Consider the following 22,245-nt stretch of genomic DNA (forward strand, 5'->3'; position numbering starts at 1 on the left):
ATATGCGGCTAAAATACTGTTAAAATTTAACTTTTACCGGTTAAAGTGTTGTTTTATTTCGATTAAGTGAGTTAAATTGGTTAAAAAGGAAGCCTCATTCATTGGTGATTTTAAATTTATTATATCCCATTCGTAATCAGTATCGTTTAATATAAATTGGCTCATCAATCTTAAAAAAAGTCCTCCTATACCGAAAGCTATTTTATCTTGTCCTGGGAAATCATCGATATCTTCAACGGTTAAACCATGGTCAGCAATTACAATAACAGGTTCTCTTAAAGTATTTTTTCGTTGATGATCCCATATAATCCAATTTTGACCAGCATCACAAAACCTTTGACGTATTTCCTTATCACCTTTAAGTTCTTCCAACATAAATTCAGAAGAAAGAGATTCAACATCATACCCATTAAATTCTATATAGTTAGGTGCTCCAACACCAAATAGTATTGTGTTATACATTTGAACTACCGTTTTATATGATTCTGGTATTGTAAAGTGATTATCTTGAAAGGTACTTGAATAGGCGAATGGGTTAAAGCCCAAGGTTTAAAATAAGTTATAAAGGCATTCGTTAATTCTAATCCTTCTAATAAGAATATTTTTTTTGATGTCATATTTATTTATATCATGCAAATGTCTTGTTTTTTAGTTAGCTTTTTCACCCTGAATTCAGTGAAAAAATGCTGTTCATGTTCGTTAAGAGATATGCTTTACAATAGCTAAAAATTTGAAACCACAAGTAGAATTTAACTCAACTAAAGTACAAGGCTTATAGGTTAAGAGTTTCTAAATACTAATATAAAACCAGTTTAGAAGAGGTAGTTAAACTAGTAGAGGCAGGTAGAGGAGATGATAAAGGTGGTTATAGATTAGAATTTATAAGATTAGTTAATTCATATCAAAACCTTTAAAGAGAAGTGCTTCCAAAAATGATATGTTGAAGGTTAAAGGTATTATATCTAATAGTGACAATCAAAATAGTAATTTATGTTTAAGTCATCTAATTATTCGTAAATTTGAAGGTTACACAAAAGTTTTGAAAATAATCGAAACATTAATTATGAATTACAAACATTTATTAGAAGTAATTAAGGATAACACGAAGCGATTTACAACTAAGGAGGCTATTTTTTATAAAGATGAAGCTTCACAAAGTTGGAAAGGAATTTCTTGGGATTCTTTTTACCGTCAAATCCAACAAGTTTCGAAGGCTTTAATTAATTTCGGAATAAAAGAGCAAGATAATATTGGTGTTTTTGCTCAAAATATGACAGAGTGGATTATTACAGACCTTGGGATTATGGGGGTAAGAGCCGTAAGTATTCCAATTTATGCAACCAACTCTAAAAAGGAAGTAGAATATGTTGTAAACGATGCTGAAATTAGCGTGTTGTTTGTTGGTGATCAAGAAGAATTTGACAAAGTCGAAAATATTTCAGAGGATAATAAATATCTGAAGTTAATAGTTGTTTTAACTAAAACGGTTGATTTAAGAAATCATAGAAATGCCGTTTATTTTACCGATTTTATAAATGCTGAATTTCCAAAAAGTATTGAAGCAGAATTAGAAAAGCGACATTTTGAATCTGAATTAAATGATTTAGCAAGTATAATTTACACTTCTGGAACAACAGGAGAACCAAAAGGCGTTATGTTAGACCATAATAATTTTGCATCGTCTTTAAAAGTACACGAAGCAGAATTAGATGTTGATGAAAACGATGTTTCTTTAAGTTTCTTACCATTAAGTCATATTTACGAGCGCAGTTGGGTATTCTTCTGTTTGCAACAGGGTATTCAAGTTTATTTTAACCAAGATCCAAAAAAAATTGCTGAGGTTTTAAAAGAAGTTAAACCAACTTTAATGTGCACGGTACCACGAATTTTTGAAAAAATTTTCACGGCTATTCAAGAAAAAAGAAAAGAAGCTTCTCCAACTAAAATGAAACTAGCAAGTTGGGCTTTGGGAATTGGAAATGCATACCATAACAAGTATCATCGTCTTAATAAAAAAGTGCCTTTAAAGCTAAAGCTGAAATATAAAATAGCAGATAAATTGGTGCTTAGTAAATTACGGGATGTCTTTGGTGGAAATATAAAATTTATGCCTTGTGGAGGTGCTCCTTTAGTACCGGATATGGTTTCGTTTTTTCATTCATTTGGGTTAAATATTAAATGTGGTTATGGTTTAACAGAAACAACTGCTACGGTTTCTTTGTTTGGAAATCAATTTTTTGAATTTAATTCTGCAGGAAAAACAATTACAGGATCTGAAATTAAAATTGGTGCTAATAATGAGATTTTAGTGAAAGGGCCAGGAGTTATGAGAGGTTACTACAAAAAACCTGAGGCAACTGCGGAAGTTTTTGAAAATGGTTGGTTTAAAACTGGTGATGCAGGAAAAATTGACAAATATGGAAACTTAGTTATTACGGATAGAATTAAAGATTTAATGAAAACTTCGGGAGGAAAATATATTGCTCCTCAAAAGCTAGAAACAGCATTAATTGGTGATTCTTTTATTGAGCAAATTGCGGTAATAGGAGATCAACAAAAATATGTAACCGCTTTGGCTGTGCCCAGTTTTGAGAATATTAAAAAATATGCTGAAGAGCATAAAATTAGTTTTAAAGATATAGAAGATTTGATTAGTAATAATCAAATTAAAGATATGTTTGAAAAGCGTTTTGAGGAGTTGCAAAAAGAGTTTTCAAAGTTTGAAAAAATTAAGAAATTTACTCTATTACCAAAAGAGTTTAGTATTGAAGCAGGAGAGATTACGGCCACTTTAAAATTAAAACGAAAAGTAATTTTGAAAAAATACAAAGAACTTATTGATAAAATGTATTCTGAATAAGTTGAGGTTTTTACTTCGGAATATTTTCTAAAAAATAATTTAAAAAAAGAGCGACTGTTAAGTCGCTCTTTTTTATACTTGTAATAATCCTAAATTAAAAGGTTTTTCAATAGGAGCGTGGTTCGCTGCTTCAATACCCATACTTATCCATGTTCTGGTATCTAAAGGGTTTATAATAGCATCGGTCCAAATACGTGCTGCCGCATAATAAGGAGATACTTGGTTATCGTATCGATCTTTAATTTTATTAAAAAGTTCAGCTTCTTTTTCCGGTGTAATTTCTTCTCCTTTTTTTAGTAAAGATGCTTTTTCTATTTGAAGTAGCACTTTCGCAGCAGAATTCCCACTCATAACGGCAAGTTCAGCACTTGGCCAAGCTACAATTAATCTAGGGTCGTATGCTTTTCCGCACATGGCGTAATTCCCAGCTCCGTAGCTATTTCCTATAATAATAGTAAATTTTGGTACTACAGAATTACTTACAGCATTTACCATTTTGGCACCATCTTTAATAATACCACCATGCTCACTTTTACTTCCTACCATAAAACCAGTAACATCTTGTAAAAACACCAAAGGAATTTTCTTTTGGTTACAATTGGCAATAAATCGTGTGGCTTTATCTGCACTATCATTATAAATAACACCTCCAAACTGCATTTCTCCGCTAGCAGTTTTAACTAATTTACGTTGGTTGGCAACAATACCAACTGCCCAACCGTCAATTCTAGCATAACAAGTTATAATAGTTTTTCCATAACCAGCCTTGTATTCATCAAATTCCGAGTTATCGACTAAACGCTTAATAATTTCGTGCATATCGTATTGATCTGCACGACTTTTTGGTAAAATCCCGTAAATATCTTCAGGATTTTCTTTTGGCTTTTTAGCTTCACTACGGTTATATCCCGCTTTATCAAAATCACCAATTTTATCAATAATATTTTTAATAGTATTTAAAGCGTCGGCATCATCTTTGGCTTTATAATCGGTAACACCCGATATTTCGCAATGCGTTGTGGCTCCTCCTAAAGTTTCGTTATCTATACTTTCTCCTATAGCCGCTTTCACTAAATAGCTTCCGGCAAGAAAGATACTTCCTGTTTTGTCTACAATTAAAGCTTCATCGCTCATAATTGGCAAATAAGCACCACCAGCAACACAACTTCCCATAACAGCCGCAATTTGTGTAATGCCCATGCTACTCATTATGGCGTTGTTTCTAAAAATACGTCCAAAATGTTCTTTATCAGGAAAAATTTCGTCTTGTAAAGGCAAATACACGCCAGCAGAATCTACCAGATAGATAATAGGTAGCCTATTTTCAATAGCAATTTCTTGGGCACGCAAGTTTTTCTTCCCAGTAATGGGAAACCATGCACCAGCCTTTACCGTAGCATCATTTGCAACAACAATACATTGTTTATTTTTTATATAGCCTATTTTTACCACTACGCCTCCAGAAGGACATCCACCGTGTTCAGCATACATCTCTTCACCTGCAAAAGCAGCAATTTCAATCGATTTATTTTTAGAATCTAATAGATAATCAATACGTTCTCTAGCCGTCATTTTACCTTTGGCGTGCAGTTTTTCAATACGACTTTTTCCGCCACCTAATTTTACTTTAACAAGGCGTTTTTTTAATTCGGAAAGTAAGAGTTTGTTATGATCTTCGTTTTTATTGAAGTTGATGTCCATTATCGAAATTTTATTTGCACGAATTTACAAAACCAAAAATCAATTATAAAGCGAATATTTTGTTAAAATACAAACCATGGAAATATATTCCTTGGAATATAAATTTTAATTTACTAGTTTTGTGATCTAATAATGAAATAAAAAAAGATGAAAAGAGATAAAATTATATTTTATATCGCAACAGGTTTATTATCTGTAATTGTATTGTTTTCGGTTTACATGTATGTTTTTAAGCATGAAGCCATTGTTGGCGCGTTTACTAGTTTAGGCTATCCGTCGTACATAATTTACCCTTATGCAGGATTAAAATTACTCGGTTTATTTGCCGTATGGAATCCTAATTTTAAAGCATTAAAAGAGTGGGCGTATTCTGGTTTCTTTTTTGCCTTTATTTTAGCGTTTTCGGCCCATATTATGGTTAATGATGGTGGACACATGACAGCAGCATTAGCGTTAGTGTTTTTAATAATATCGTATATTTTTAATAAACGAATAAATAAATAATTATGAAAAAAATTATAGCATTCGCAGGAAGTAATAGTAAGTTATCTATTAACAAGCAGTTAGCGGTTTACGTAGCGAGTTTAGTCGAAAATGTAGAAACCACTGTATTAGATTTAAACGATTTTGATTTACCACTTTATGGTATCGATTTTGAAAATGAACATGGCATTCCACAAGATGCACATCGGTTTTTAGAAATTCTAAAAGATACAGATGGTATTATATTATCGTTGGCTGAGCATAATGGAGCATATTCAACTGTTTTTAAAAACTTATTCGATTGGATGTCTAGAATTGAAGGTAAATTATTTTTCAAAAAACCAATGCTACTTATGGCTACATCTCCAGGAGGACGAGGTGGTTTATCTGTTTTAGAAATAGCCAAAGGCCGTTTCCCTTTTCACGATGCAAATATTGTAGAGAGTTTTTCGCTTCCTTTTTTCGGTGAAAATTTTAAGGAAAACAAAATAGTAGACAATATATTGGATACGCAATTAAAAGAAGCGGTTAATAAATTTCAAAACAGTTTGTAAACGTGGGCGATATAAGTAAAGATATAAATTCGAAATTCCCTAATAATAAGGTGAAAGCGATGCTTAACGTTCTTTACACGGCAAATTGGATTGCGAGTTATCAAGCAGAGTTTTTTAAACCCTTTGGGATTTCTGCACAACAATTCAATATTTTAAGAATTCTTAACGGTGCAAAAGAAGCTTTAAGTGTACAAGTAATAAAAGATAGAATGGTAGAGCGTGCGCCTAATGCAACACGTTTAATGGATAAATTGTATGCCAAGAACTATATAAACCGTTTGTCTTGTAAGGAAGATAGGCGTGTGGTTAATATTGAAATTACCCAAAAAGGCATCGATTTATTAGAGTCTATACCAAATACATTGAACTCAGATTTATTTAAAAATTTAAATGAAGAAGAAGCAGGACAATTAAGCGATTTACTTGATAAAATGCGATGGTAAATACAGGTTTTTAACTTTGAATGGATTTCGAGATTTTAATTAAAACAAGCATGAATATGAAAACAATAATTCATAAAGCAGATAGTAGAGGGTTTGCAAATCATGGATGGTTGCAAGCTAATCATTCTTTTAGTTTTGCTAATTTTAATAATCCAGAAAAAGTAAATTTTGGAGCTTTACGTGTTTTTAATGATGATGTTATTGCTCCTAAAATGGGCTTTGGTACACATCCTCACAACAATATGGAAATTATTACCATTCCGTTAAAAGGCGTGTTAAAACATCGTGATTCTATGCACGATGTATGGCAGTCAGTTCTTCCTGGCGAAGTTCAAATTATGTCGGCAGGAACAGGGTTAGAGCATTCTGAAATTAATGGTACGGTAGATGAACATTTATCTTTATTTCAAATTTGGGTGATACCAAATAAAGAAAATGTAACGCCTCGATATGATCAAAAAATGTTCAATTTAGATGAAAGAAAAAACAAACTTCAAACTTTGGTAACATCAATAGATGAAGCTCATGAAGGCAGTTTAAAAATTCATCAAGACGCCGTGATTTCTCGAATAGATTTGGATAAAGACAAAAGCTTCAATTATAACTTAAAAACTGAAAATCATGGTGTTTACATCATGACGATTTCTGGAGAAGTTATCATTAATAATTCAATTTTAAATATTAGGGATGCCATAGGTGTTTCAGAAACAAATTCATTTGAAATAATATCAAATAAGGATGCTAGTTTACTTTTTATAGAAGTACCGATGTTGTTCTAAAACATTAAATTTAAGGCATAAAAAAGACTGTTTAAATTTAATTTAGACAGTCTTTATTTTTGTTTTAAAAACGTTTCAAAAAGCTATTATGAATAGCACGCTTTCATTTTGTTTTTCCGCTTAAAGCGATGTTTCCTATATAGAATAATTCCGAAGGCAATAAAAACACCAATACCAGCCATAGCTGCTCCAACCCAATCGGCTGCTGTATAACCATAGCCCATTGCAATTGGTAAACCTGCAAAGTAAGCACCAGCAGCATTTCCAACATTAAAAGCACTTTGGTTTAGCGAAGATCCTAAAGTTTCAGATCCTTTGGAAGCATTTATAATTGCTAATGAAATTGGAGTTGATAAGCAAAAGGTAACCATACCAATTATAAACGTCATGACTAACACCATAACTTTATCGGACGCTAAATACGTGTTTAGTATTAAACAAATTGCCATAAAAACTAAGGTTAACATAACGGCAACAATAGGTTGTAATTTTTCTGCAAGTTTGGCTCCAATTATATTTCCTATTACCATACCTAAGCCAGCAAGAATCATGGCGTATGAAACGACTTCTTTTTCATGCCCTGCAACATCAGTAATTAATGGGGCAATATAGCTATACCAAGCAAAGAAGCCACCAGTACCAATTGTGGTTAGTAAAATGATAAGCCAAAGTTCTAAGCGTTTAAATATTTTTAATTCTTTTATAAAGCTAGTTTCCGAAGATTGTTTTAAAACAGGCATCCAGAATTTAACAGCTAAAACGGCTAAAACACCAACAATACCAACCATTAAAAATGATACATTCCAATTAAAATATTTTCCTAAATATGTTCCTAACGGCACACCTAAAAGGTTAGCGAATGTTAAACCACTAAACATAATGGCAATACCTTGAGCTTCTTTTCCTTTTTTCGATAATTTACCGGCAACAACAGCTCCAATTCCAAAAAAAGCACCATGTGGTAAGCCTGATAAAAACCTTAAAATAATAAAGGAATTGTAACCAGTAGCAAAAGATGAAAGTGTATTAAAAACGGTAAACCAGAGCATTAAAACTAGTAAAACTTTGTGTGCAGGCCATTTGCTACCTAAGCCCGTAAGTATAGGAGCTCCCACAACAACACCTAAGGCATATGCCGAAATGAAATGGCCAGCTACAGGAATGCTAATGTCGAAAGATGTCGCAATATCAGGCAATATGCCCATGATTACAAATTCGGTAAGTCCGATCCCAAATCCGCCAATAGCTAAGGATAGTAAGGCTTTATTCATATAGTTAGGTTTTAATCAACTACAAAAATAGAGTATAAAATACGTATCAATTTGTGTTTTTTATTAAAAAAAAGTTAATTGAAAAGTGTTTAAAATAAGTTCTAAAAAGTTGTTAAATGAATAAGGGAAGGGGTTCGGTTTTGCTTTATTCTTATATTTCACTTCAAAACATAAATATGTGAAGTTTAAAAAAATATAACGATTAGAACTTTAGTTTTACTTCTAAAAATCCGATATTTGCCTTTAGACTAACCATCAAAAAAAGAGAAAGAATATGGCAATGGATAAAAATACGGTTTTAGCTTGGGCTACAATCATAATGATTTTAGTAGGATTAGGTTTAATAGCCTTAGGGGCTTTTCGATACGATGATGTTGCGGGCTGGGGTTTTGCAGCAGTAGGTTTTGGCTTTTTTGCCGTAGCTTGGGTGTTTAATGCACTTAAAGGACGTGTTTAAATCTAGAATTTAGAACGTAATAAATAAATTCATAAACCATTTTAAATTTATAAGTACAAAAAATGAGTGATGATAAAAAAATAATATTCTCAATGTCTGGTTTAACCAAGACATTTCCAGGAGCAAATACGCCTGTATTAAAAAACATTTATTTAAGTTTTTTCTACGGAGCAAAAATTGGAATTTTAGGTCTTAACGGATCGGGTAAATCTACTTTATTAAAAATTATCGCAGGTGTCGATAAAAATTATCAAGGTGATGTTACATTTCTTCAAGATTATTCGGTAGGATATTTAGAGCAAGAACCGAAATTAGATGATGAGAAAACGGTTATTGAAATAGTTCGTGAAGGTGCTGCTGAAACGGTTGCTATTCTTGATGAGTACAATAAAATTAACGATCAATTTGGATTAGAAGAAGTGTATTCTGATGCTGATAAAATGGAGAAGTTAATGAACCGCCAAGCGGAACTTCAAGATCAAATAGACGCTTCTAACGCTTGGGAATTAGATACCAAATTAGAAATTGCTATGGATGCTTTACGTACTCCAGATGGCGATAAAAAAATAGGAGTTTTATCTGGTGGAGAAAAACGTCGTGTAGCTTTATGCCGTTTACTTTTACAAGAACCAGATGTATTATTGTTAGATGAGCCAACCAACCACTTAGATGCAGAATCTGTACATTGGTTAGAGCATCATTTAGCACAATACAAAGGAACTGTAATAGCCGTAACTCACGATAGATACTTTTTGGATAACGTTGCTGGTTGGATTTTAGAATTAGATAGAGGAGAAGGTATTCCATGGAAAGGGAACTACTCTTCTTGGTTAGATCAAAAATCTAAGCGTATGGCACAAGAAAGCAAAACAGCTTCTAAGCGTCAAAAAACATTGGAACGTGAGCTAGAATGGGTACGTCAAGGTGCAAAAGGACGCCAAACTAAGCAAAAAGCGCGTTTAAATAATTACGATAAATTAATGAGTCAAGATCAAAAACAACTTGACGAAAAATTAGAAATATACATCCCGAACGGACCTCGTTTAGGTACTAATGTTATCGAAGCTTCTGGTGTTGCCAAGGGTTACGATGATAAATTATTATATGATGATTTAAATTTTAACTTACCACAGGCGGGAATTGTTGGTGTTATTGGACCAAACGGTGCTGGTAAAACCACTATTTTTAGAATGATTATGGGTGAGGAAACTCCTGATAAAGGGGAGTTTAAAGTTGGAGATTCTGCAAAACTAGCTTATGTAGATCAAAAACACTCTAATATAGATCCTGAAAAAACCATTTGGCAAAACTTTAGTGATGAGCAAGAATTGGTAATGATGGGAGGTAAAGAAGTGAATTCAAGAGCTTATTTAAGTCGATTTAATTTCTCTGGTGGTGAGCAAAACAAGAAGGTGAAATTACTTTCAGGTGGAGAGCGTAACCGTTTGCATTTAGCTATGACGCTTAAAGAAGAAGGAAACGTATTGCTTCTGGATGAGCCAACCAATGATTTAGATGTAAATACATTAAGAGCTTTAGAAGAAGGTTTAGAAAACTTTGCAGGTTGTGCTGTAGTTATTAGTCACGACCGTTGGTTTTTAGATCGTATTTGTACGCATATTTTAGCGTTTGAAGGCGATTCGCAAGTCTATTTCTTTGAAGGTAGTTTCTCTGATTATGAAGAGAATAAAAAGAAACGTCTTGGTGGTGATTTAATGCCGAAACGAATTAAGTATAAGAAATTAGTAAGATAGTTTTACTGACAGATAAATTAAAAAACGCCCACTGAGAAGTGGGCGTTTTTTATAGAAAAAATTTCAATTAAAATTAATTTGAAAGATGTCTTGTTTCGGTTTTTAAAGCTTTTAATTCGGCTTCTAATTCCGCGTTTCTCTTTTTTAATTGGTACACTTTATATAAGTTCATTGTTAGTAAAGCTAGAATTGTAATAAATGCGATGGATAAAATTGAAATTAAGCTATTTGTACTTTCAATAGCATTTTGAGCTGTAACAATTGTAAATAATAAATTCATAATAGCTTATTTTTATATAAAAAAGATTTGGTTTTAATTTAAAGTTCAAAATATTTAGATAGTATTGATGTACTTAATCTTTATTTTTCATCATACATGTGGCCTTGTGTAAAATCATTATAAGGCTTATCTTTTTCGTCGTTTATTTGAGGGCTCATAGATTCTAAGCGTTCATTTTCTTTTTTTAATTTATACGATTTTCTAACACCAAGACACAATAGGGTCGTAAAAAATATAACAACAACAGTTAGTAGGGATGCGATAGCAAACTGTGATACTAAAGCAATTGCAAGTATGGTCTGGCTTAGTTGAAAATTCAACATGATTTAGTGCGAAATATAATTAATAGCATTTCAAAGATAATGTTTTTTTATAAGTTTTTTCTTCTAATTTTTTATTTTTCAATACTTTTTCCTTCAGTTTTTTTAAAAAAATAGTGTTGGTATTTATCTTTATAGCAGTGTTTTATATTTATAGTTAAAAATTTGGTGTAACATTTCTTTAAAGTAATAGACTTATATTTTGTAGGAATAAAAAGTGAAATTCTAAGTTCTAGAAAAGTATATTTTCTTTTATTACTTTTAGAACTCATATATTTTACCGAAATTGCTTATCGAAAATGTTTAATCTTAAATAATACAGTATTCATATGTCCGATGATTTTGATTTATTAGAAACTAATTCAAACGAAAAAACAGAAAAAGTAGATGTCAATTGGGGAAAAGCCATTGATACCATGAAATCTAAATTATCGCAAGAGGATGACCCCGAAGTGCGTCAAAAAATTCTAAATGCTACTTTGGACGATGTTGTGCATATGGCAGAAAAAGATAGATCTACGCTATTAGATGCTATTAAGGATTTAACCGATTATCAAGATGAAGTTGGTATTATGTTCGAGAAATTTTCGGCATTAAACCCAACAGAACAAAAGGTGATTGATGATGCTCAAAAGGCATTAGAACGCGCCAGAATTGAGTTAGAAGATGCCGAAAAGAAAGAAGATACTTGGTGGAATAACCTTTGGGGACGTAAAAGTAAAATTAAAAAAGAACAAGAAGAGTTTAAGGTAGCCGAAAAAACGCGAGCAGGAGCAGATAATAAAGCTAAAGCTATGTTTCAAGAGCGTATAGAAAGTGCCGATATCCAAACACTTTTAAGCGAATTATCATATAAATCGCAAGCTGCGGTAACACGTTTAAAAAATCGTGAAGTAGAAATTAAAGAAGTTGAAGAAAAGCTTAAAGATGCTATTGTAGAAGCTTCAAAAAACCACACCAAAGCCTTAGAGAAAAAGAAAGAGGTAGAAGGAAAGCTTGAAACGCAATATGCTTTATTAAAACAAGCGCGCCAAGAGTTAGAAGATATCGCCGATAAACAATCTACAGAGTATTCTGAAGCCATTGGTAAAATGACGACTTTAGAACAAAAAGTAGAAGAATTGGAAGGTCTTAAAAATGCTTACACCACGCTTGCCGCAAGTAAAGACAGTTTCGTGCATAAGCACAATTTAACTATAAAGGTGTTAACATCGTTACGTAGCAACTTACAAACGCATCGTGCCAAATTAAAGTCGGATACTGAAGAGCGTCTTAAATATTACGATGGTTACGTTGTTGCTTTAAAAGCGCGTACCGATCAAGAATTTGCTGCTATTTTAGAACATTTAGGTGTTAAAACCGATGAGCATATTGGTCAAACTCTAGCCTCAATGCATACTGCAAGTGCTAAAGCGCGTCAAGATATGATGGATAATATTCCGGTTCACGAGAAAGTTATGCAAGGTGTTTACAGTAGTTATGCCGAGGCTTTACAAGAAATTCGTGCTAAAGATGGTGCTATTCAAAAGAATTTTGCAGAGCGCTATGGTATCGATATGAAAGAAATTTTTGAAGACTATTATAAAGCAGATGCTAATGCTCCAAAAGGAAGTGATGATGCGCCTGCAGCTAAACCAAAGCCAGCAGCTACAGAAGACGATTTGTTGAGCTAAATAATTAAAGAGCGCCACACTTTTTAAAATTTGGGCGTTCCTTTTTACAATCCTGCAAGGTTTTTTAGTAAACCTTGCAGCATCGTAAAAAGTCAGGCTTTCACTACTCGCTCCCTTCTAAGGTCGGGGAGCTCAAACAGGCCGTTTAATCCTTAACGCGGGATTAAACCCATGGCAAGGTTTTTAAAACAGATGTTACTTTAAAATAACCAAATGAAATCATTACATATCATCATTATTTTATCTGCTTTTATAATCTTAACATCTTTTAAAACTAAAGCTACTTTTCAATCTAACATAAACCATACAATAGTTGTTATCAACCACAATCAGGATGATCATGTATTTATTGGTAAATGGATTCAAAATAGCCATGCACCAGCAGCTAAAAAATGGAGAGCTAGTTCTATTATCAAAATTGACTTCAAAAAAGATTATACCGCTCATGTTTTGGTTTCCGAAGGCGGTGAAACCAAAATTATTATTGGCTCTTGGAGTACCAAAGAAACTGAGAACTCCATAAAAATTATGGGACCAAATGCCGAATTAGAAAATGGCGTTATTCTCGAATATTTAAGAAACGGAAAAGACTTGAATTTAATTCATTTATCTAAGCGTATAAGCGATGGAAAAGTGTTTTTAGAATCAGGCGATGTCCTTTTCGAAAGTGCATTAAAATAAATAATCTGTAAAGATTCATATTTAATTAAAATAAATGTCAATAAACCAAATAGTAACACCATTAGACTCGGCCATCCTAGATTCCAAGGAGCAGTATGTCTTTTATCATAAAATGGTGGACTTTGTTTTTAAAGAACTTATAGTAGCGGTGCAAAGACAAAAACTTTGTAACGATCAAGAAGTGCAACTATTTAAACAATATGCCGATTTACTATTATATTCCATTGAAGCCATGCGTATTAAATATATGTATGATGATGAAGATAATATGAAAGTGGATTTAACCGAGTCTGGATTTCCAAACTATTTAGAATTCCGGTACCTATTTAACGATCTTGAATTACGTCAGGAATATTTAGAAAAATTAACACCAATAGCCACTTTAAAAGAAGATTTTTTAAACACTTTAATGCATAAAAAGCAACCCATTCCTAAACGAAAGTTGTTTCAAGCGGCATCCATTGTTTATTATTCATCTGTAAAAAAAGAATATATATTTAATCGCTTTGTACAAGGAAAAATATTAAGCGCACCACAAAATGCCATAGCCGATTTATTAGTAAGTTGGAGTTTTTTCGATGTACAACACAACCGGCCATTTATGTGCTTTATGTACTTTAATTATGATGGCAATAAAATAAATGATTATAAAGATGAAATTTACGAGGTGTTAAAAACCACATCCGACCGTAAAATGTCTCTAGATACCATGGCTTACACCATCGATAGGAAATTACCAAAAGTATCACCAAAATTAATAAAACGTATAGACTTAGGTGCTATACATAACGTATTTGCAAAAGACGAAAATGTAGTAACGCACACCATTTTACAAGCTATAGGTAAAAAGGAAATTCCGTTAGAATCTTACGCGATTTCTTTAAAAATAGACGAAGTAAAATCTGGAAGCGAATTTAAAGAAGGTAGTTTTTTTAGTAAGCAAACCCTTCAAAAATGGGACGACGTATTTAAACAAAAATTCATTTTTGCACCACACCGTATTATTCAACTATTATACAATAAAACACCCGAAATTTTGGATGATTTAGCCGAAGCACCTTTTGAAGTAGCTGGTTTAAAAATTGAAATTAAAAAATAAAAATTAATTTTTAGTTAAAGTGACAGTCGGAGTAATTTAGGACTGAAAACTTAAGACTACCAATTGAAGACTTAAAAAAACATGGAACACAACTCAACTTTTCCAATAAAATTATCAGAACTCGATATGCTTCGCGATGAAGCTTCATCTTACTTAAAAAGCGTACAATGGGAGCAAGGATCAAGAGCGAAGAATAAAGATAAAGATGCTAAAGATGAATCTATTTTACTCTATTTGTCGAGAGCAAACAATGGCTCTTCGGTAGATATCACTTCGGTTTCTAAAACTATTTTAGCTTTAAAAAAACGATTGTTACCAGATTCTGTTGCACTTCCTATTCATCTAAATCAAACGCTTTATGCAGTGCAAGAAGGTATTACTTTAGGGATTTGGATTAAAGATAGTTTCTATGATGCTTCTGGTTTATCAAGTTTAAATGAGAATAAATCTGCTTTAGATTCTAACGGAAAACGTGAGTTCGAAAGTAAAATGCATACAGCAACGGCATTTATGTTATTTGCTACAGCTTATAAAATTTTAAATGATTTAAAACCTTTTGCTTCCGATGATTTATCGGTTATGAAACAGAAGTTTGCTGGTATTCCAGAAGTGTCGCTATTGTCGCCGCTAAAAGGGATTTCTTGTAATCTGTTTTATTATGATAAATATTTAGGACATCCAGAAATTGTAAAATCGGATAAAGATGTTATCGATTTTACGGTAGTCTATTTTGAGGCTTTAATTGGCGAAATTCAACTTAGAAAAAGTAGTTTAGAATACACCGAAACTATTGAAGATAGAACCTATAAACTAGAAAAATCTGAGTTTGCTATTTCAGGGTGGAACAACGTGTTTTCTGGAACGGCTGAAAGTATAGAATTTAATAAAATAAAATTTGAACAAATAGTTGGTAATCGTGATGCTAAGCACTTTGCGCGCCGTTTAACCGAGCGTATGCTAAGTTACGATTTTAAAGCAAAAAAGAACCCGTTTCAAGAACTTGGTGGTTTTATGCCAGTATTTATGGGTTACGGAATACCGGGAACAGGAAAATCAATGCTTATAGCAGCCATCGCAACCAGGCTAAAAGAGCATTGTGATAATTTAGAAATTCCGTTTTTGTTTCATCCTATGCCAGATACCTTAATTTCAACATTTCAAGGTGGTTCAGCAGAAAAAATGGTAGAGTGGATGAAACCCATGCAAGATCCTACAAAGTTAATTTTTGCTCCAATTGATGATGCTGAAAATAATTTACAAGAGCGAACATCACAAGGTGTTTCTGCTGGTGTAAAAGAAGTTATTGGCGTATTTTTGCGTTATACAGAAGGCGCTTATGCGGTAAATTACGGTAATAGCTCTATTGGTTTATTTACCAATTTACCAGAAATGTTAGATAAAGCTGTAATCTCTCGTGTGCAAGGTCGATTTAAGATTGATGGTGCCCGAACGGAACATGATTTTTTAGATCAAGATTATATTTGGTGGAACAAATTAGATAAATCTTTACCCGATTTTGTAAACATGGAAAACCCTGAGGACTATAACTTTTTGAGCGATCAAGGTTTGTCTAAAAATATGGGTGAAATTTTAAATGTATCTAGTAAACCAAGTGAAGCTAGAGTTCATGCTATTTGTGATAAAGTAGAGGCTAAATATAAAACCAGTGAACACCTTTTTTATGCTAATTTGTATAAAGATATGCAAAAAGCGTTTCCGTTCTTCTCGTCTCGTGATGTAAGGAATATTCAGTCGGCTATTTCATTACGATTAACAGATTTTGATTTGGAAGAAAGTTGGTTTGAAAACCCCGAAATTTATTTCAAACAAGAATATGAAACGAAATTTAATATGCTTCAGGAATTGATGAAATCGAATATGAAAGGTCTAGACTTTTCGGAAATTAGAAGGCAAGAAGTTGTGCGTTATTTAGATAATGTTGCCACTATTGCAGATACTGATTTTAAACGAAAGGTAGATGCGAGAGTCAATCAATTAAATATAGAAACTGCAGCAAGAAAAACTTTTGAAAATGGCATCTAATAGATTAAAAAACATAAAAAGCACGCTGCTTTCTGATAATTATTACATTCTTAAAAAATTAAGTTTCGATTATTTAATGACTAACGGTACTTGGGTTAACCAAATGCGTGAAGTTTACGATAGAGGAGATGGAGCAGGAATTTTACTTTACAATACCGAAAAACAAACGGTTATTTTAACGAAGCAGTTTAGAATGCCAACCTATCAAAATGATAATAAAGATGGTTTTTTGGTTGAAATTACTGCAGGAATGCTGGATAAAGATAATCCGGAAGACTGCATTATTAGAGAAACAGAAGAAGAAGTAGGTTACCGTATAAATAAAGTAACAAAAGTTTACGAAGCCTATACGTCGCCTGGTGTAATGACCGAGAAAATGCACTTTTTTATTGCTGAATATACCGATGATATGAAAGTAAGCGAAGGCGGCGGTGTTGAAACTGAAACCGAAGATATTGAAGTGCTAGAATTACCCATTAAAGAAGCGATAGAGATGCTTAATAATGGTGAAATTCAGGATATGCGTACTATTGTTTTATTGCAGTATGCTATTATTAATAAACTTGTAACAAGTTAAAACAAACTAAATTATCGGTTGAAAGAAAATTGGGGATAAAAACGATTGCTAAATACGAATATAAAACACACACTGTTTTTTTGTTTTAGAAAAAGGCAGTTGCACGTATGCTATCTTTAAAATTAGCATTATTAACGAGGTATACACAAGTTGAAAAGTAACTATGAAGAAAAGGTTAAATCAATTACTCCACATCGTATTAGGAATTCTTACAGTACTTTTCTTTATAGCTTTAACTTTACTTATAGTTAATCTGTCAAATCACCTAAAAGCTAAACCTTTCGATAATTATATTATATATATTGGAGCTATATTAAGTTGTGTTTTTATTTTTTTATTTAAAAAGAAAAAGACTTACTTTATTACAGGAATTACTATTTCCATGCTTTTTATAGTGCTGAATTTTTTAATTAATATTTTTAGACATAAACATTTAACCTCCTTTTCTGATCATATAACAGTTTGGAACAGTAATAAACATAACACCACGATTCCTTTTTATAGCTCTGAATCGGGTCACCTTTTCCTTAAAGCAAAAATTGGAAACGAAACAAAATATATTGGTTTTGATACTGGTGCTGAATTATGTGGATTTAATGAAAACTATAATAATTCTAAAAAAACAACTATTATTTCTCTCACCGATTCTCAAATTAAAACAAAAAATGTAAGCATACAAAAGCTTAATAAACTTACCTTCAAAAATATCGATTTTGAAAAGGTTGATTACATATCAATGAATAAAGATATTTGGGAAAATGAATGTGGAATTTTTTTTAATCAAGATTCAATAGCGGGAGTATTAGGCAATAATATAATAAATTCTTTTATTTGGGATTTTGATATGTTAAATAAAACGGTTAAAATAAGTGAAAAAATAGAATTACAAAACATTTCTAAATTTGAAATAATTCCTTTATTAAAAAGTGGTAAAAAAAGTTGGTCAATTAATATTAAAGTGAATGGTAATCGAAAAAGAATCAAATTAGATACGGGCTCTAATGGAACTCTAACTATTAAAGATTCAATTACACTTCAAGAAAATTATAAATACAAAATTGGTCACTCTAATTCAATAGGATTATTCTCTTTTGAAGATTGTTATAAGAAAGAGGATAGTTCTGAAATTACTAAAAAAGCGCAAAAAGGAAAAAGGCAAATTTTTACTGATTTAAAAATTTCAAATATTAATTTCAAGAATGTTTTAATTGAGGACACAGGTAATAGTAATCTTATTGGTGTTCCTCTCATTTGGGAATACGAAAGAGTAATTTTAGACTTTTTAAATGGTAAAATGTATTTATTTAATAAAAATCATTCAAAAAGTGCTAAAAGTATAAGTAACATAAGTAACAATGCGAGAGAAGAGTTCGTGAAAAAAAACTTTACCCAAGATTGTTTATAATGAATTATTTAACCAACATATCAAATTAAATACAAACTATCAATAATAATATAGTTGAAGTATTAAATTAATAAAAAACATGCAAAAATTACTAGAAGCGAATTTATACCGAAGCGAACTCATTTCAGTGAGTGGAAAACTCGTCGAGCGTTACAATAAATGCTTGGTAAAGCTTGGCTTTTCGGAAACCAAATTAAAGTCTTTTCAAATTGATGGTATAGGTTGGAGTCCTGAAATTGCTGATGAAAAAGGTGAGATTAATTACCTTAATAATGGTGAAGCGAATCCGCATGGTATCATTATTTCTCCTTTGCAGAAAGGTAAGCCTGTTTACTTGTCGTTTCATACTTTCGATAGAGAACTCATGAAATTTGTATTTAAAATTCATGGTGAAAAAATAAAAGATATAACTAGAGATTGCGCTATTTGCTTAGATTTCGACCAAGGTATCGATGTTTTTTATGAACCTTTAGATGTTTTAAAATATAAAACGGTAAACATTCATTTTCATTTAATTAATGATTTGTTAAACGTACAAAAGGATCAACGAAAATTAGTTTCAACGTTTAATGAGAGCACTAATTTTATTGATGAAGCGCTTCATGCGGAACTATTGAGTTCCGCTAAAAAATATGGTGATTTACGTCATCGAGATTTAGATTTACACGAACTGCAATACACTACAGATTCGTTTTATACAAGAGCCTTTGGCGGTGTTTATGTATTGCGTGATTTTATAACGCCTATAGTGGTTTTTGAAGATGAAAAATGGCATAAAGAGGCTATAACTAATACCAGTTACGAGGTTTTAATTTTCCATATTCAACAACCAGAACTTATGGATAAATTAAGAGATCACGTTATTATTGAGTATAACTTAGAGACTGTTGTGAAGACGAAACGTTACGAACGTATTAAAAAGTTTGAGATGTCTACATATTTGAAAAATACGCAACACCCTATAAAAGATATTTTAAACGATCCGATTTTATATAAGAGTTATTTGAATAAACTAGATATTAATGCTCGTAAAAAAGTGATGAGTGTTGAACGTTATTTAGAGAAAATAGAAAATAGTAATCAGTTTAAAATTGCCGATATTGTCGACTTTAAATTATTTGAGGCATTACATAAGCCACATTCATCTTTAGATGGGAAACATCAGGATTTAATTTGGATGCTACTCGTTAATATTTCACCTAAAGATGTACTTTTCTGGTATTGGTATGATAAAGAATCTTTTTATGCTAGTTTTGAAACTTGGGACGATTCTTTAAAGGATTGGGCGATTGAAACAATTAGTAACAATATTTGATAATTAAAGACTAATATAAAAAAGGCATTTGTAACTCTGTACTTGATGCGGAATCCATAAAAGCTATTAAATAAAACTTCAAACTAACAAAAATATGACACTAGAACTCATAATATTCGTTGCCGCTATCCTTTTCGGAATCTTTATTTATTGGAGAGAATCAAGAAGTAATGCATTGTATCGTTTTTTTAACAAGGTAATAAACTCCAAAACATTGCAAATGAAACCTAACGACCAAACGGGCTTTGTTTACAAACAATCATTTCTGTTGCGGTTAGTTTTTGTTGGTTTTCTGTTTCTAATCGGTATTGTTTTAGTTCGTTTTTTAATTCCGATAGATATAGCAACAATTTCTATATTTGCATCTATGATTGTGGGTACTTTGGTGGGGACGTATTTAGCAAATTTCATCTTTAAATCGAGTGAAGTTATTGAAGAGCAAAGTGATTCTCTTGAGCATATGGTGCATGATACTATTGAAAAAGGAAAAGACTTTATAGAAGATTTACAAACTAGAGATTCAGGTGAAGTTATAGAAAATATTAAAGAGGAATCTCCAAAAGTAGAAGGGAAAAGTGCTAGAGAACGCTTGAAAGATAAGGGGTTGCTCTAATAATTAGTCACAATTATCATGAAGAAAACAATTATGTTTTGTTCAAATAGTAAACAAATTAATAAAAAGTTTAGATCAAGTAAATTTTTATTCTAAACTTCAAACTAAATAAAATGATTAAAAATTATTGGAATAAAGGAAAAAAGCAAAAAAGAGTAACCATAATTGCGTTCTTAATTTTACTTATTGCATTGTTTGTGTTGCGTGACGACTACCAGCCAGCTTTACTATTTGTTAGAAAGTACATTTTTGTTATTTTGTTAAGTGTAGTTGTTTTGTTTTTAGGCTTGCGAAAGTTTAGAAATTCTACAAGTACATTTGGTAGATTAGTTATGCTAGGTGTTTTAATAGTGTTCTTCGGTGCATTATACATTGTTGGTTGGCAGTTTAAAATGTACGAATACATGAAAACTTATAACGTATTTAATCATTTAAATCGTATTGAAATAAACGAATTACCATTAACTCAAAATGAGCGCATTCAACCTATGCGCAACGTGTATTCTATGGCGAATGAAAGTGTTGGAGAAACTAAAGATGTTTCTTTGCCACATTTAGTTCGTATTGGGAAAGAAAATAAATGGACGATGGCCATTCAACCAACTGAAAAATACAGATGGCAAGGAATGACCGATAATACTGAGGAAGTTTTTGCTGTATCGAGTACCACACCATTCCCACGTTTTTCGAGTGAGAATCGTATTCCTGTAACATTTTCTATTGGAGAATCTCTTAAATTTAGTCGAAACACCTACAATGCTGTTGTTCAGCGTTTCAATATTTTTCAACTATTTACCTTAGAGCCTAGTGATACTTATTACATGAAAAACGACGCTGGTAAATGGGTAGAAGTGGTGAGTTTAATTAAATGGAAAGGCTTTTTATTTCCATATCCAACCTTTGGTGGTGTTATGGTAATTGATAGTGGAGAGCACGACATGAACGATTATCTTGAGCGTATTTTAATAGGGAAAGGTACTTATGTAAGTCCGGAGGAAATAAAAGATCATCCGTATTTAATTGGTCAAAATACTTTAGCCGAAAAGGTATCACGTTTACAAGCAGAATCTTTAAAGTTCTTAGGAGGTTTTAGTGATCCATTACCTTGGAATATGGAAACTGCCGTTAAAATCCCAAATCTAACAGACGATCAAAATAAGCAACCTTATGTAACCGATTTTAATTTCACGGATACTAAAACAGGTGCATACAGCGGTCTTTATCATTGGTTTGGTTTAGAGCCTGTGGGGAATGAGCGTACGAGTTTAATGTATAGTGTTTTTATTCCTGCCGATGGTAGCGATGCTTTTTATTATTACGATCATGCTTCTAAAAAACAAGGTTATGCAGGTGTTTCGGCTATGCCTTTAAAGGTTATTGAATCTCGAAAAGAATTCGATTGGTCTGTTAATAAACCTGTAGAATTTCGTCCGTATATTAAAGATATAGCAGGGCGTCGTCGTATGTTTTTCTTAGGGACTATTTCGGCTATTCGAGAAGACTCTAATAATTTCGATGGTTCTGCAACTCCAGATTTAGCTTTAGTAGATAGTGAGTATCGTGATGTTGTTTGGATAGATGTAAAACACCCGAGTCAATGGGATAAAACGGTTTACGATCAGCTTAACGAAGCTTGGAGATCTAGTGAAGGCATTGGGACGTATTTTGTAGAAGAAACTAAACAGATTGATGCTGTTGTGCAGCAGCCTACAGATTCTATAAAGCCAGTGATTTCTAACGACGAGTTATTAAAACAGTTACAAGAGCAGAAAAAAGTATTAGAAATTAAACAACTGCAAAAAGAGATAGATTCTTTAAAAGCAGCATCTAAATAGAAGCTTTCAAAACCTTTCAGATTATTTATTCTGGAAGGTTTTTTTTTGAAAAAAGCTGTAACATTTACTTCTTAATCTCTACCTATATAATAAAGAAATATT

21 protein-coding genes are annotated in these 22,245 nt (G+C 32.1%); 16 read left to right on the forward strand and 5 right to left on the reverse strand.

Annotated elements, in window-relative coordinates; genetic code table 11:
* Positions 1-33: 33 nt before the first annotated feature.
* A complete protein-coding gene (locus tag M4I23_RS17715; protein WP_249755285.1) occupies positions 34-462 on the reverse strand; it encodes a hypothetical protein in 429 nt (142 codons plus the stop codon).
* Positions 463-937: 475 nt separating this feature from the next.
* Here M4I23_RS17715 and M4I23_RS17720 point away from each other — a divergent pair, with 475 nt between their 5' ends.
* Positions 938-2,860: a long-chain fatty acid--CoA ligase gene (locus M4I23_RS17720; RefSeq protein WP_249755286.1), complete on the forward strand. Its 1,923-nt coding sequence runs from the start codon at positions 938-940 to the stop codon at positions 2,858-2,860.
* Between the two features lie 72 nt (positions 2,861-2,932).
* Here M4I23_RS17720 and M4I23_RS17725 read toward each other — a convergent pair whose 3' ends face one another.
* Positions 2,933-4,561: a carboxyl transferase domain-containing protein gene (locus M4I23_RS17725; protein ID WP_249755287.1), complete on the reverse strand. Its 1,629-nt coding sequence runs from the start codon at positions 4,559-4,561 to the stop codon at positions 2,933-2,935.
* A gap of 147 nt (positions 4,562-4,708) precedes the next feature.
* On the opposite strand from M4I23_RS17725, the gene M4I23_RS17730 reads away from it, so the two are divergent.
* From M4I23_RS17730 to M4I23_RS17745, 4 genes are read left to right on the forward strand one after another with little or no spacing between them, the layout of a single operon-like run.
* Complete coding sequence (locus M4I23_RS17730) at positions 4,709-5,065, forward strand: DoxX family protein (RefSeq protein ID WP_158851172.1); 357 nt, start codon at positions 4,709-4,711, stop codon at positions 5,063-5,065.
* 2 nt (positions 5,066-5,067) lie between these two features.
* Complete coding sequence (locus tag M4I23_RS17735) at positions 5,068-5,598, forward strand: NADPH-dependent FMN reductase (protein ID WP_249755288.1); 531 nt, start codon at positions 5,068-5,070, stop codon at positions 5,596-5,598.
* Between the two features lie 2 nt (positions 5,599-5,600).
* Positions 5,601-6,041: a MarR family transcriptional regulator gene (locus M4I23_RS17740; RefSeq protein WP_249755289.1), complete on the forward strand. Its 441-nt coding sequence runs from the start codon at positions 5,601-5,603 to the stop codon at positions 6,039-6,041.
* Positions 6,042-6,097: 56 nt separating this feature from the next.
* The gene (locus M4I23_RS17745) at positions 6,098-6,820 is read left to right on the forward strand and encodes a pirin family protein (RefSeq protein ID WP_249755290.1); all 723 of its coding nucleotides are present in this window, start codon (positions 6,098-6,100) and stop codon (positions 6,818-6,820) included.
* Between the two features lie 86 nt (positions 6,821-6,906).
* Here the strand turns inward: M4I23_RS17745 and M4I23_RS17750 are convergent, their stop codons facing one another.
* Positions 6,907-8,091 (reverse strand): MFS transporter, encoded by a 1,185-nt coding sequence (locus M4I23_RS17750; RefSeq protein ID WP_158851165.1) that lies wholly within the window; start codon positions 8,089-8,091, stop codon positions 6,907-6,909.
* A gap of 274 nt (positions 8,092-8,365) precedes the next feature.
* On the opposite strand from M4I23_RS17750, the gene M4I23_RS17755 reads away from it, so the two are divergent.
* Together M4I23_RS17755 and ettA are read left to right on the forward strand one after the other, a co-directional pair.
* On the forward strand, positions 8,366-8,548 hold the full coding sequence (locus M4I23_RS17755; protein WP_158851163.1) for a CAL67264 family membrane protein: 183 nt from the start codon (positions 8,366-8,368) through the stop codon (positions 8,546-8,548).
* A gap of 62 nt (positions 8,549-8,610) precedes the next feature.
* A complete protein-coding gene (ettA, locus tag M4I23_RS17760; RefSeq protein WP_158851161.1) occupies positions 8,611-10,302 on the forward strand; it encodes an energy-dependent translational throttle protein EttA in 1,692 nt (563 codons plus the stop codon).
* A gap of 73 nt (positions 10,303-10,375) precedes the next feature.
* Here ettA and M4I23_RS17765 read toward each other — a convergent pair whose 3' ends face one another.
* Positions 10,376-10,582 (reverse strand): hypothetical protein, encoded by a 207-nt coding sequence (locus tag M4I23_RS17765; protein ID WP_158851159.1) that lies wholly within the window; start codon positions 10,580-10,582, stop codon positions 10,376-10,378.
* Between the two features lie 80 nt (positions 10,583-10,662).
* Complete coding sequence (locus tag M4I23_RS17770; protein ID WP_158851157.1) at positions 10,663-10,905, reverse strand: hypothetical protein; 243 nt, start codon at positions 10,903-10,905, stop codon at positions 10,663-10,665.
* A 326-nt stretch (positions 10,906-11,231) separates the two neighbouring features.
* Here M4I23_RS17770 and M4I23_RS17775 point away from each other — a divergent pair, with 326 nt between their 5' ends.
* The 9 genes from M4I23_RS17775 (at position 11,232) to M4I23_RS17815 (ending at position 22,143) form a co-directional block, all read left to right on the forward strand.
* The gene (locus M4I23_RS17775; RefSeq protein WP_158851155.1) at positions 11,232-12,575 is read left to right on the forward strand and encodes a microtubule-binding protein; all 1,344 of its coding nucleotides are present in this window, start codon (positions 11,232-11,234) and stop codon (positions 12,573-12,575) included.
* A 213-nt stretch (positions 12,576-12,788) separates the two neighbouring features.
* Positions 12,789-13,256, forward strand: coding sequence for a hypothetical protein (locus M4I23_RS17780; RefSeq protein WP_249755291.1), 468 nt, complete (start codon positions 12,789-12,791; stop codon positions 13,254-13,256).
* A 34-nt stretch (positions 13,257-13,290) separates the two neighbouring features.
* Complete coding sequence (locus M4I23_RS17785) at positions 13,291-14,355, forward strand: hypothetical protein (RefSeq protein WP_249755292.1); 1,065 nt, start codon at positions 13,291-13,293, stop codon at positions 14,353-14,355.
* 81 nt (positions 14,356-14,436) lie between these two features.
* Positions 14,437-16,398 (forward strand): AAA family ATPase, encoded by a 1,962-nt coding sequence (locus M4I23_RS17790; protein WP_158851149.1) that lies wholly within the window; start codon positions 14,437-14,439, stop codon positions 16,396-16,398.
* Positions 16,388-16,975: an NUDIX domain-containing protein gene (locus M4I23_RS17795; protein ID WP_158851147.1), complete on the forward strand. Its 588-nt coding sequence runs from the start codon at positions 16,388-16,390 to the stop codon at positions 16,973-16,975. Before M4I23_RS17790 ends, M4I23_RS17795 begins: the two co-directional genes overlap by 11 nt.
* Before the next feature lie 163 nt (positions 16,976-17,138).
* Complete coding sequence (locus M4I23_RS17800) at positions 17,139-18,380, forward strand: hypothetical protein (protein ID WP_158851145.1); 1,242 nt, start codon at positions 17,139-17,141, stop codon at positions 18,378-18,380.
* Between the two features lie 79 nt (positions 18,381-18,459).
* Positions 18,460-19,695, forward strand: a complete 1,236-nt coding sequence (locus M4I23_RS17805; protein ID WP_249755293.1) for a DUF6638 family protein — start codon at positions 18,460-18,462, stop codon at positions 19,693-19,695.
* Between the two features lie 94 nt (positions 19,696-19,789).
* Positions 19,790-20,308 (forward strand): hypothetical protein, encoded by a 519-nt coding sequence (locus tag M4I23_RS17810; protein ID WP_158851141.1) that lies wholly within the window; start codon positions 19,790-19,792, stop codon positions 20,306-20,308.
* 113 nt (positions 20,309-20,421) lie between these two features.
* A complete protein-coding gene (locus M4I23_RS17815; protein WP_249755294.1) occupies positions 20,422-22,143 on the forward strand; it encodes an energy-coupling factor transporter transmembrane protein EcfT in 1,722 nt (573 codons plus the stop codon).
* The last annotated feature ends 102 nt before the right edge of the window (positions 22,144-22,245 follow it).

This window comes from Algibacter sp. L4_22 (assembly GCF_023473045.1).
GTDB lineage: Bacteria > Bacteroidota > Bacteroidia > Flavobacteriales > Flavobacteriaceae > Algibacter.